Raw genomic sequence first — 10,927 nt, 5'->3', positions numbered from 1 at the left:
CGGTGAACCCAACAGTGCCTCCGCAGACCGACACCGTCATCGAACGACCGGACGACCTCACCGCCGGTTGGCTCTCCACGGTGCTGGGGTCGGGAACCGTCAGCGATTTCACCGTCGAGCGCATCGGTACCGGACAGATGAGCGAGTGCTACCGCGTCGAGCTCAGCTACGCCGACACGGAAGGCGCTCAGCCGGGCCCGGATTCGGTGGTGCTCAAGGTCGCCGCCAGCGACCCGGTGAGCCGGCAGACCGGATTGAGCCTGGGCCTCTATGAACGTGAAGTGCGCTTCTACCGTGAGGTCGCGCCACACCTGACCGGACCGGTTGCGCCGTGCTACCACGCCGCGGTCGACGCGTCGACCGGAGTCTTCGACCTGCTGCTCGGCGATGCGACTCCGGCCGTGGTCGGCGATGAAATCCGCGGCGCCACAGTCGCACAGGCCCGGCTCGCCGTCACCGAACTGGCCCGGCTACAAGGCCCGTTGCTGGGCGATACCGCACTCGCGGATGCGCCGTGGCTCAACCGCGACGCACCGATCAACCAAGCGCTGATCAGCCAGCTCTACGCCGCCTTCGTCGACCGCTACCGCGACCAGATCGAACCGTCGTACCGCGCGGTGTGCGAACGGCTGGTGGCGGGATTCGACGCTTACCTGGCCGAAGAGGCGGCGGCCGGCCGCATTCAGGGGCTGGTGCATGGCGACTACCGACTGGACAACATGTTGTTCGGCGCGGTCGGCGCCGACCGGCTGCTGACCGTCGTCGATTGGCAGACCGTCACCCGGGGCCCGGCCATGACCGACCTGGCCTACTGCCTGGGATGTGCGCTGTCGGTTGCCGATCGGCGCGCGAATTATGACGAGCTGCTGCACGCCTACCACGAGGCGCTCGGGCCCGACACGCCCATCAGCCTGACCGACGTCCGCGACGGTGTGCGGCGGCAGAGCTTCTTCGGGGTGATGATGGCCATTGTCTCGTCGATGCTGGTCGAGCGCACCGATCGCGGCGACGCAATGTTCATGACGATGCTGCAGCGCCATTGTGAGCATGTCCTCGACACCGATGCGCTCGCGACGCTGCCGGCGCCGGCGCCGGTCGAGCCGTTGGTTCCGGCCGGCGACGACGAGTGGGCGCACACCCCGACCAACGAACCGCTGTGGAATGAGAGTTGGTACGCCGATTTCACCGACCCCACACAGGAATTCGGCGGCTGGATACGGCTTGGCCTGATGCCCAACGAGCACACGGCGTGGCTGAACGCTGTGCTGTGCGGGCCCGGTATGCCCACTGTCGCAGTCGTCGACTTCGACGTCCCGCTACCCGATGATCCGTGGCAGGTGTGCACCGACGCCATCGAATTCAACCACTCCGTCGCCGAACCGCTGCGCAGCTATCGTGTTGTCCTGCATGGCCGCGGTCAGTCCTACGCCGACCCGGCCGCGTTGCTGCGCGGCGAAGACGGCGTGCCGGTCGAGGTAACCATGGACTTGGCGTGGACCACCGATGGCACGCCGTACCAGTACCGGCTCACCACGCGCTACGAGATCCCCTGCACCGTTTCGGGCACTGTCACCATCGACGGCACCGAATACACCGTCGACTCGGTGCCCGGTCAGCGTGATCACTCCTGGGGGGTGCGGGATTGGTGGGGCATGGACTGGGTTTGGAGCGCACTGCATTTCGATGACGGCAGCCACCTGCACGCGGTGGACATCCGGATTCCCGGCGCCCCGGCGATCGGCGTGGGCTACCTTCAGGACCGCGACGGCGCGTTGACCGAGGTGTGTACCGTTGCGGCCCGGGAAGTGTTCGACGCCAACGGGTTACCGACCGAAGCGACGCTGGCCGTTGATCCCGGTGGCATCACCGCAACAGTCGAGGTCCGCGGCCATGCACCGTTGCGCCTGGTGGCCCCTGACGGACGGGTAAGTCAATTTCCGCGAGTCTGGGCGGCGGTGAACACCGCCGACGGCCGGCGCGGGGTGGGCTGGCTGGAATGGAACCGCAACCAATTAAGCCCGTGACCGACCAGTTTCCGCCGATCGTGGTCATGGGAGTCTCGGGCTCGGGCAAATCAACGGTGGGCGCGGCGCTGGCGCAACGACTGCGGGTGCCGTTCGCCGACGCCGACGCCTTCCACCCGAGCGCCAACATCGCCAAAATGGCTGCGGGGGAACCACTCAATGACGACGACCGCTATCCGTGGCTGGAAGCCGTCGGGGCCTGGCTGGCCGACCACCGCAACGGCGGTGTGATGAGCTGCTCGGCGCTCAAACGCAAATATCGCGACCAGTTGCGCGCCCGCTGCCACGATATCGAGTTCCTGCATCTGTGCGGGTCACCGGAATTGATCGGCCACCGGCAATCCGGCAGGCGCGGGCATTTCATGCCGCTGGCGCTGCTGCAGTCGCAATTCGACACGTTGGAGCCACTGGGCTCCGACGAAGATGGTGTCGCCATCGACGTCGGCCAAACCGCCGATGAGATCGTCGAGGACTTTCTGGCGCAACGTGTCCGGCGGCCCCGGTAGCATAGTTAGCCGTTAGGACGGCCGACAATGTATGAAATCGTGGTCGCGCTCGCGGTGGCGTTCCATTTCGCGTTCATCGCGTATCTGATGGTCGGTGGGTTTCTCGCACTGCGCTGGCGCCGCACGATCTGGCTGCACGCGGTAGCGGTGTTCTGGGGAGTGGCCAGCGCAGCCGGACGCGTCGGGTGTCCGCTGACCGGGTTGGAGTGTTGGGCGCGCGCCGAGGCCGGGATGGCGCCGTTACCGTCGGAGGGATTCATCGCCCACTACATCACCGGAGTGCTCTATCCGGCGAGCTGGTTGGGCGCAATGGAACTCGCCCTGTTCGCGGTGGTGACTGCATCCTGGACTCTGTACTTCTGGCGCACGCGAAACCGCGACCTCGCTCGCGCCGGACGTCGACCACCCAGTTAACGCATACGACGGATCTTCGTCCGCCCGCGGTCAGCCAAATCCCCGCCACGGTCGCGGGCGGTTTCGGCGAGCTCAGGGCCGCGTTCGCGGGCCACATCCGCCAGTTTTGCGCCGCGTTCGCGGGCGGTTTCGGCGAATTCAGCGCCGCGTTCGCGGGCAGTTTCGGCGAGCTCAGGGCCGCGTTCGCGGGCCACATCCGCGAGTTTGGCGCCGCGTTCGCGGGCGGCCTCGGCCAGTTCGGCACCGTGCTCACGTGCGCTGGCCGCGAGCTGTGCGCGACGCTTGCGTGCCTTCTTGCGCGCGGCTTCAACCAGCGGAGCACTCTTTTCCTCCGCGGTACTGGCCAGTTCACTTCCGCGTTTGCGCGCCGACTCGATCAGCGGCCCGCTCTTCTCAGCCGCGGTACTGGCCAGCTCGCGACCGCGCTCGACGCTCACCTGCAAGCCATGTTCGATTCGTTCACCCAGCTCGGAGTCGAGAAGCGCGCCGTTGGAGGCTCCGGCCGGCAGCGCTGCGGTGACCGCCGCCGAAACCCGCCCCGCGGCCCGCCGGCCGCGCCATCCCAGCGACGGCTTTCCTTCGGTGTCGGCCGAGGCGATGATCAGCCCGCCCAGCAGGCTCAGGTCGGTCAAGAATTCGCGGCGCTTCTGCGCCTTGCGTTCGGGATCGGATTCATTCCAAAACAGGTGTCCGGCAAGGCTACCGGGGACTACAGTGCACGCCAGCGCCACCGAGGCGGCCCGGGGCATTTTGCCGATGGCAAGCATGAGGCCGCCGCCGATTTGTACTGCCGCGTTGATCCGCGCTGCGGTCTCGGGGTCGGCCGGAACCTTCGTTCCGACGGGATCCGGCAGGGTCCGCAATGCCGCCACGGTGGGTTCGGCAGCATCGACGCTGGTCTTGGGGTTGCGCAGGGTCTCGACGCCTTGGCCGATGAACACCGCTGACAACAGGGGCCGGGCGATTCTACGAAGCAACATGGCCGGTGTGTTCCCGGGCTGACCGGTCCGCAAACCGGTCGGATCATCGCTCAGCGGGCTCGCGGACCGCTCGTCGTGCGCATCCACAGTGGCAAAGCCACCCATAAACCGCCGAGCGCGATCAGCGCACAGCCGCCCGCGACGACGCCGGCGGCGTGGCCGGCGACCGAACCGAAAATGACCACGGTGACGCCGACCAGGGCCAAGCCCAGCAGCACCAGTCCGGCGTAGGCGAACCGATGGGCCGTCGATACCAGCGGTCGCAGCCGATGCCGGCGAAACAGCAAGCGGTGCATCCCGACTGGAGCGATCAATAGCACCGTCGAGCTGATCGAGCAGGCCACCGTAACCAGATACACCATCCGCATCGGCTCACCGAGTTGGTCGAACCGTTGCTGGAAGGGCAGTGTCAAAAGGAAGCCGGTCAGCAACTGCACCCCGGTCTGCACCACCGATGAGCCGCGAGGGTGCCGTCGCTTTAGCGGCCGGGGAATCGGGGCGTAGGTGAACAGTGTCGTTACGTAAGTTTTGTCGGTGTCATTGCGTAACCTTCGCGTCATGTCAGGTCAGCGGTTTCGTCGCGCGCCGGAAGGCGTGTGCGCGCTGGGCCTGTATCTAGTGTGGTGCCCGAGGTACCGGCGCCGGGTGCTGGGCGGGCGGGTGGCTCGCCGCTTGGATGAGCTGATCGAGCCGATCGCCGACGAGCACGGTTGGCAGATCGTGGCTCATGAAGTGATGCCCGATCATGTGCACCTGTTCGTGCGGGTCGGGGCGACCGACGCGCAGACGACGGTAGTGCGCGCGTTCAAAGGACGCACCGCGCGAGTGCTGCGTGAAGAGTTCCCGCACCAGCGGAATTTCGCGAAGGTGTTGTGGTCGCCGGCGTACTTCGCCGCCTCTGTCGGCTATGTGTCGGAGACGACGGTGCGCCGCGACATTGAGCATCAGTGGGACGCGGTGTTGGCGTCATGAGCCAACGGGTCAAGATCAGCAACGTCCGCGTGCATGGCAGTGCGGTCTATCTAGGTGAGGTCACGGAGCCGGATGGGACCAGGGCGCCGGTGTGGTCGGCCAACCCCGATGAGGTGTTGGGCTGGCTCTGCGATGGGTTCCGGTTCCGGTTCAACCAGCGCCGATCTAAACGCTGCCGGTACTTGACCTGCCAAGACCGCGACGGTGATCCGCTGATGGTGATCGATCCGGCCGGGGCGCCGGTGCTGGTGCCGATCGGTAACACGGTCACCGATATCACCGACGCCCAGGCACGCCGCACACATAGTTTCCTGGCGGCGATGCCTGGTTATGTTCTGGAGGCGACGTTGAAAACCGAGGCGATGGACTGGTTCTCAGCGGCCAAACGCCGCAAGACCAACATGGCTGCGGGCCGGCGACCGGGGGCGATGCCCGGTTTCCGTCGTAAGGATTGCGATCAGCGGTTTGTGTGTTGGTTCAACGGTGGCCGCAACGCGGTCTTCACCAAGACAGGCCGCCGCTCTGGCATGGTGACGATCAGCGGCGCTAACCCGAGAACGCACCGCGCGCCAGGTTTGGGACCCGATGGTAAACCGCGCAAGCTGGCCTGGCGGATCACGCTGCACGTCCGGTTGTCGCAGCCGATCCGCGCCTACACGTCGGTGCGGGTGAATTGGACACGCCGCCAGCTGGTGTTCGTCAACGAACCGCTACCGGTAACTGGCCAGGTCCGAACGGGTGAGGTGATCGGGCTTGATCGCGGCGTGGTGCACACCGCCGCCGATGACCGCGGCGGTTTCTACGACGCCCCCGACACCGCTGCCCTGGACAATCAGCGCAAATTCCATCAGAGGCGGATGGCCAAGTCCAAGTTGATCGCCGCCGGGCAGGGGCGCCGATTTTGGGAGTCCAAACGCTACCAAGTACACAAGAGCGCCGCTGCTGGCCTGGCCGCCAAACAGGCTCGTGTACGTGAGGATTTCGCGCACCAGCTCAGCACCCAACTCGTGCGTGGGCACGACTTCATCGGAATCGAGAAGCTGTCACTGGACCGGATGACCCGGCGGGGCAAAGGGAAAGGGGCTGCGGCCAAGCGGGGGCTCAACCGGATGCTGCAGCATGCCGCGCTCGGCAGAGTTGCCAAGTGCATCGCATACAAAGCCAACCTGGCGGGGGTGCCGTTTGTCGTTGTGCCCGCCGCGTACACCAGTCAGCGTTGCCATCAGTGCGGGCACACGCGCAAAGAAAACCGTAAAAGCCAAGCGGTCTTTCGTTGCCTCGCGTGCGCCTGGACCGGCAATGCTGACACCAACGCTGCCATCAACGTGCGTGAGGAAGCCCTCACCCGCTGGGCAGCGCAAACCGAACAACTGGCTGGGACATCCGCGGCGAACGCGGGCGGCGAAGCCGTCAGCCAGGCGGGGAGCAAGAGCGAGACCGACCCCCACACGGGTTCGGCCCCTGGGCCGGCGGCATCTGCGATGAACCGCAAACCACCCAACGCCGCCTAACGGCCAAGGGAATCCACCGCTTTTAAACGGTGGAGGATGTCAAATGCGGTGATCATGCCAGCCCCAGCCCAGTCCTGAGCGCCGTCCGGCCGCAACCGCAGCTATGTCAACAGCACACGCGCCGAGGACTCGAGCCGGTCGGCGATCTGCGCATACGACGCGTATCCCATGCCGGCGCGGACCAGCGCGCCCGCATACAGCAACTCCAGCGATTCGACCACGTCCGGGTTGCAGTCGGGCCCCAGCGCCGTGACCAGACGCTGGTGGATCTCGCGGCCGATACGCAACCGCAGATGCTTGACTTCCGGGTCCCTGCCCAGCAAAGCGTTGGTGACCGCGCCGGCCAGCTCTGGTTCGTCGGCAATCAGCAGCGCGATCTGGCGCAGCACCGCGATGACGCGGGCAGCGGGGTCGGGGGAGTCGTTGGGCGGAACCGGGCTGGAGGCCAACCGCCGCCAGAAAACCTCGGCGACGAGGTGCTCCTTGGACGCGAAATATGTGTAGGCCGTGGCCGCGCCAACTCCGGCCTCAGCGGCCACCATCCGAATCGTCAACCCGGCGAAGCCTTCTCGGCTCAGGACCCCGATCGCGGCGTGACCCAGCCGGTCAACTGTGTCGGCTTGCTTGGCGGTCAGTCGGCGTCTGGTCGACTCCCGAGCTACCGGGTCGGACACGTGTCTGGACACTACTACACCGTAATATGGGCGGCAACCATCGGCCGTTGCCGATTCGATAGTTAGGTTCTGGTGATGACAACCCCCGCCGAGCGCACCCGCCAGCTGTTTGACCTCGCCGATCGGGTGACCGGCTTCATGCCTGCCGACGAGGGACGGGCGCTCTACGACGCCGCATTGCGCTACTTCGATCACGGTGTGGGAGTAGAGATCGGGACCTACTGCGGCAAATCAACGGTGCTGTTGGGCGCGGCGGCGGTCGCAGGCGACAGCGTGCTGTTCACCATCGATCACCACCACGGCTCCGAAGAGCACCAGCCGGGCTGGGAGTACCACGACACATCGATGGTCAACGACTCCGGACGCTTCGACACCCTGCCGGCTTTCCGCCGCACCCTCGATGACGCCGACCTCGACGACAATGTCGTCGCGGTCGTAGGCAAATCCGGCGTCGTAGCACGGGCCTGGCGCACACCGCTGCAGCTACTGTTCATCGACGGCGGCCACAGTGAAGCCGCCGCCCACCAGGACTACGACGGCTGGGCACGATGGGTCAGCCTCGGCGGAGCCCTGATCATTCACGACGTGTTTCCCGATCCGCGCGACGGCGGCCAAGCGCCGTACCAGATCTATTGCCGTGCACTGCAAAGCGGCGAGTTCACCGAGAGATCCGTCACCGGAACACTGCGCGTGCTGGAGCGGACGGCGGAAAAGGCCGCCGATCAGGTCTAGCGATCCGTTGGACTGATCGCGCACTCGCAGTCGTAATCGCTCTCCAGGCCGCGGGGCAGATCGGCGCCGCGGAAGATGCCGTTTCCCGGCGTGGTGGCCGACAGCGCGTCGGCCGCCAGGATCACTGCAGCGCCCGTCCAGGTGGTCCGCTCGACCGGCCAGCGCTTGCCGTCGCTGAACACCAAGCCGGTCCAATAGGATCCGTCGCTTTCGCGCAGATGCTGCATAGCCGCGAACTGGCGCAGGGCCGCGTTGCGGCTGCCCATCGCCTCAAGCGCCAGGACCAGCTCGCAGGTTTCGGCGCCGGTGACCCACGGCCGGTCATCCACGCAGCGAACCCCGAGTCCGTCCACCACGAAATCGCCCCATCGCTCGGCGATTCGGGCGGTCGCGGCTGGGCCGCGCAGTGCGCCGCCCAGGATGGGGTAGTACCAGTCCATCGAGTGATGCGGCTTCTCGGTGAACACCGAGGGATGTGCGGCGATTGCATGGCCCAGTCGGCCGAGTGCGAGCTCCCATTCCGGTTGTGGCTCGTCGAGGTAATTCGCCAAGGCCAGGGCGCAGCGCAGGCTATGGAATATGCTTGCGCATCCGGTTAATAGTGCCTCGGTAACCGGGCCGGAAGAGCTGCGGGCCCAGCAGATTTCGCCGCCTTCCAATTGCAGTCCGAGTACGAATTCGATGGCCGCACGTACCGTCGGCCACATCTCGCTGGCGAAAGTGCTGTCACCGGTGACCAGCACGTGATGCCAGACTCCGACCGCAATGTAGGCGCAGAAGTTGCTGTCACTGTTGGCGTCCTCGACGACACCGGCCCGCAATTGGATGGGCCAGGAGCCATCCGCGCGCTGTTGGCGCCGACTCCAGTCGAACGCGTGGCGCGCCGGGTCCATCAGTCCCGCGACGGTGAGCGCCATCGCACATTCCACGTGATCCCACGGATCGGTATGACCGCCCTCCGACCATGGGATCGCGCCTGACGACTCCTGAACCGCAGCAATCGATTCCGCTGTTTGCCGGCATTGCTCGGGGGTCAGCACGTCCATGACACCCGGCGCGTCATACCAATTCAACAGCAGGCACCGGTTTCTCGAAGTACAACGCGACACTCTTGCCGACAAGTGGGTTGAGCGCTGATTCGGCCAGTCGGGTGACCCATGGCCGGCGCATCATGTCCCACACCAGCATTCGGTGATACGCGGCGACAGCAGGATGATCGGAGTTAGAAACCCCGACGAGGCATTTCAACCACCAGAAGGGCGCATGCAGCGCATGAGCATGGTGAGTATGAGTGAAGTTCAGGCCGCCAGCCGCGATTTTGTCACGTAGGTGGCTTGCCCGGTAGATCCGGATGTGACCGCCGTCGTTGTTGTGGTAGTCCTCAGACAGGAGCCAACACACCTGCTCGGGCAACCACCGGGGCACGGTGACCACCAGGGCGCCACCGACTTTGAGGACGCGAACCAGCTCTGCGATTACCGTGTCGTCGGCCGGGACATGCTCCAGGATCTCCGATGCGATGACGCAGTCGAAGGTGGCATCGGGATAGGGCAGTCGCAGCGCGTCGCCGACGACCGTCTCGGCACTGGCCGACGCCGGTGCTTCACCGGCCTGCGCCATCGCACGCAAGATAGTGCCGACGTTCGCCAATTCATCGGAATCCTGATCGAACGCGATGACGTCGGCACCGCGGCGGTAAGCCTCGAAGCTGTGCCGGCCCGCTCCGCACCCAACATCGATGAGCTTGGTTCCGGGCCCGACGCCGAGCCGGTCGAAGTCCACCGTCAGCACGGCTCACCCACCGGCTCGGTGGCATCGCCAATCTGCGTGTTGCGTTCGATCGCCCGTTCGTAGACGCGAACCGTCTGCGCGGCCACCGATTCCCAGCTGTAGACGTCAAGTGCGCGGCGGCGGCCGGCCACCCCGAGTTGACGGCGCTGTTCGGGAGAACTCAGCAGCTCACCCAGCACCCGGATCAACTCGGCGGTGTCGCCGGGCCGCACCAGGCGGGCGCAGGTGCCGTCAGGCCCGAGCACTTCGGGTAAGGCGCCGGCGCGGCTGGCCACAATCGGTGTGCCGCTGGCCATCGCTTCCACCGCCGGCAACGAGAAGCCCTCGTAAAGCGATGGAATACAGGCAATTTCAGCAGACGCAAATAAACCGGCAAGCTCCGCGTCGGACACGCCGCTGGAGGTGTGAACGATATCGGAGATGCCGAGCTCGGCGATCAGTTTCTCGGTGGGACCGTTCGGCTCGAGCTTCGCGACCAGTTGCAGTTCCAGATCGTGTTCGGTGCGCAGTTTGGCCACGGCCTGCAATAAATGCGCGACGCCCTTAAGGGGAGTGTCTGCGCTGGCGATCGCGATGATGCGCCCGGGAATTCGCGGTCGCGTCGACGGGGCGAACACACTGGTGTCGACTCCCAGCGGCACCACGTGCAGTTGGTCGGGATTGACTCCGAAGTCAGTGGTGATGTCGGTGGCCGACGATGACGAGACCGTCAGCAGGTCCGCAATGCTGCGCGCGACGCGCTCCTGCATCCCCAAGAAGCCATACCAACGGCGCACCAACGGCTTACGCCACCATTGCGCTGCCGCCAGGTCCAATAGCCGGTCGCGGGTGATCGGGTGGTGAACCGTCGCCACGACCGGAAGTCCAGTTGCCGCGATCTCGAGCAGTCCGTCTCCCAGGCTCTGGTTGTCGTGCACCACATCGAAGTCATTGCGCCGACCGGCCAGCAGCCGCGCTGCCCGCATGCTGAAAGTGCGCGGTTCGGGGAAGCCCGCCGTCCACACGGTGGCAAGCTCCAGCAGGTCGATCCGGTCACGGATCTCGCGGGGACGCGGAATGCGGAATGGATCGGGTTCCCGGTACATGTCCAGGCTGGACACCTCGCGCAGCACCACCCGCGGATCGAGACCCTCGGGATACGGCTGCCCGGAAAACACCTCGACGTGATGTCCCAACTCGACGAGGCCGCGGCTAAGGTAACGAACGTAGACGCCTTGCCCTCCGCAATGGGTCTTGCTGCGATAGGACAGCAGAGCAATCCGCATGCTCACACCGGTCCCGCTATGGCGGCGCGGCCAACGGTCACGGTTGGGGGATCGGCGA

The 10,927-nt window shown here is 65.8% G+C and carries 12 protein-coding genes; 6 read left to right on the top strand and 6 right to left on the bottom strand.

Annotated features, from left to right (window positions below; all coding sequences use genetic code 11):
* Positions 1–2: 2 nt before the first annotated feature.
* The 3 genes from AC5Y5W_RS14280 to AC5Y5W_RS14270 are packed head-to-tail and all read left to right on the top strand — an operon-like array spanning position 3 to position 2,944.
* A complete protein-coding gene (locus tag AC5Y5W_RS14280) occupies positions 3–2,024 on the top strand; it encodes a phosphotransferase family protein (protein WP_500010271.1) in 2,022 nt (673 codons plus the stop codon).
* Positions 2,025–2,050: 26 nt separating this feature from the next.
* Positions 2,051–2,530 (top strand): gluconokinase, encoded by a 480-nt coding sequence (locus AC5Y5W_RS14275; RefSeq protein WP_500010341.1) that lies wholly within the window; start codon positions 2,051–2,053, stop codon positions 2,528–2,530.
* A 27-nt stretch (positions 2,531–2,557) separates the two neighbouring features.
* Positions 2,558–2,944, top strand: a complete 387-nt coding sequence (locus tag AC5Y5W_RS14270; protein ID WP_500010270.1) for a DUF2784 domain-containing protein — start codon at positions 2,558–2,560, stop codon at positions 2,942–2,944.
* On the opposite strand, the gene AC5Y5W_RS14265 is transcribed toward AC5Y5W_RS14270, so the two are convergent.
* Positions 2,941–3,924: a DoxX family membrane protein gene (locus AC5Y5W_RS14265; RefSeq protein WP_500010269.1), complete on the bottom strand. Its 984-nt coding sequence runs from the start codon at positions 3,922–3,924 to the stop codon at positions 2,941–2,943. The two genes, AC5Y5W_RS14270 and AC5Y5W_RS14265, sit on opposite strands and share 4 nt — an antisense overlap.
* 50 nt (positions 3,925–3,974) lie before the next feature.
* Positions 3,975–4,484, bottom strand: a complete 510-nt coding sequence (locus AC5Y5W_RS14260) for a DUF6328 family protein (protein ID WP_500010268.1) — start codon at positions 4,482–4,484, stop codon at positions 3,975–3,977.
* Here AC5Y5W_RS14260 and tnpA point away from each other — a divergent pair.
* Complete coding sequence (gene tnpA / locus AC5Y5W_RS14255; protein WP_500010267.1) at positions 4,483–4,896, top strand: IS200/IS605 family transposase; 414 nt, start codon at positions 4,483–4,485, stop codon at positions 4,894–4,896. The genes AC5Y5W_RS14260 and tnpA overlap by 2 nt on opposite strands.
* Entirely contained in the window at positions 4,893–6,407 is a 1,515-nt protein-coding gene (locus AC5Y5W_RS14250; protein ID WP_500010266.1) for an RNA-guided endonuclease InsQ/TnpB family protein, read from the top strand. Before tnpA ends, AC5Y5W_RS14250 begins: the two co-directional genes overlap by 4 nt.
* A gap of 101 nt (positions 6,408–6,508) precedes the next feature.
* Here AC5Y5W_RS14250 and AC5Y5W_RS14245 read toward each other — a convergent pair whose 3' ends face one another.
* A complete protein-coding gene (locus AC5Y5W_RS14245; RefSeq protein WP_500010340.1) occupies positions 6,509–7,081 on the bottom strand; it encodes a TetR/AcrR family transcriptional regulator in 573 nt (190 codons plus the stop codon).
* Between the two features lie 75 nt (positions 7,082–7,156).
* On the opposite strand from AC5Y5W_RS14245, the gene AC5Y5W_RS14240 reads away from it, so the two are divergent.
* On the top strand, positions 7,157–7,813 hold the full coding sequence (locus tag AC5Y5W_RS14240) for a class I SAM-dependent methyltransferase (protein ID WP_500010265.1): 657 nt from the start codon (positions 7,157–7,159) through the stop codon (positions 7,811–7,813).
* Here AC5Y5W_RS14240 and mmpH read toward each other — a convergent pair.
* Genes mmpH through manT form a run of 3 tightly spaced genes read right to left on the bottom strand, consistent with a single transcriptional unit; the run spans position 7,810 to position 10,869 of the window.
* On the bottom strand, positions 7,810–8,859 hold the full coding sequence (gene mmpH, locus AC5Y5W_RS14235; RefSeq protein WP_500010339.1) for an MMP endo-(1,4)-3-O-methyl-alpha-D-mannosidase: 1,050 nt from the start codon (positions 8,857–8,859) through the stop codon (positions 7,810–7,812). The genes AC5Y5W_RS14240 and mmpH overlap by 4 nt on opposite strands.
* 13 nt (positions 8,860–8,872) lie before the next feature.
* Positions 8,873–9,604: a class I SAM-dependent methyltransferase gene (locus tag AC5Y5W_RS14230; protein WP_500010264.1), complete on the bottom strand. Its 732-nt coding sequence runs from the start codon at positions 9,602–9,604 to the stop codon at positions 8,873–8,875.
* Complete coding sequence (gene manT / locus AC5Y5W_RS14225; protein ID WP_500010263.1) at positions 9,598–10,869, bottom strand: MMP alpha-(1->4)-mannosyltransferase; 1,272 nt, start codon at positions 10,867–10,869, stop codon at positions 9,598–9,600. Before manT ends, AC5Y5W_RS14230 begins: the two co-directional genes overlap by 7 nt.
* Positions 10,870–10,927 lie beyond the last annotated feature (58 nt).

The sequence above is a fragment of the Mycobacterium sp. NGS51 genome (assembly GCF_059812525.1).
The sequence above is the reverse complement of the archived record's forward strand: the minus strand, read 5'-3'. Positions and strand labels throughout refer to the sequence as shown.

What these genes read in the sequence shown, in the direction of transcription:
- AC5Y5W_RS14275 (WP_500010341.1), top strand. Translation starts at nt 2,051, where the DNA reads ATGGGAGTCTCGGGCTCGGGCAAATCAACGGTGGGCGCGGCGCTGGCG.
- AC5Y5W_RS14270 (WP_500010270.1), top strand. Translation starts at nt 2,558, where the DNA reads ATGTATGAAATCGTGGTCGCGCTCGCGGTGGCGTTCCATTTCGCGTTC.
- AC5Y5W_RS14265 (WP_500010269.1), bottom strand. Translation starts at nt 3,924, where the DNA reads ATGTTGCTTCGTAGAATCGCCCGGCCCCTGTTGTCAGCGGTGTTCATC.
- tnpA (WP_500010267.1), top strand. Translation starts at nt 4,483, where the DNA reads ATGTCAGGTCAGCGGTTTCGTCGCGCGCCGGAAGGCGTGTGCGCGCTG.
- AC5Y5W_RS14260 (WP_500010268.1), bottom strand. Translation starts at nt 4,484, where the DNA reads ATGACGCGAAGGTTACGCAATGACACCGACAAAACTTACGTAACGACA.
- AC5Y5W_RS14250 (WP_500010266.1), top strand. Translation starts at nt 4,893, where the DNA reads ATGAGCCAACGGGTCAAGATCAGCAACGTCCGCGTGCATGGCAGTGCG.
- AC5Y5W_RS14240 (WP_500010265.1), top strand. Translation starts at nt 7,157, where the DNA reads ATGACAACCCCCGCCGAGCGCACCCGCCAGCTGTTTGACCTCGCCGAT.
- mmpH (WP_500010339.1), bottom strand. Translation starts at nt 8,859, where the DNA reads ATGGACGTGCTGACCCCCGAGCAATGCCGGCAAACAGCGGAATCGATT.
- manT (WP_500010263.1), bottom strand. Translation starts at nt 10,869, where the DNA reads ATGCGGATTGCTCTGCTGTCCTATCGCAGCAAGACCCATTGCGGAGGG.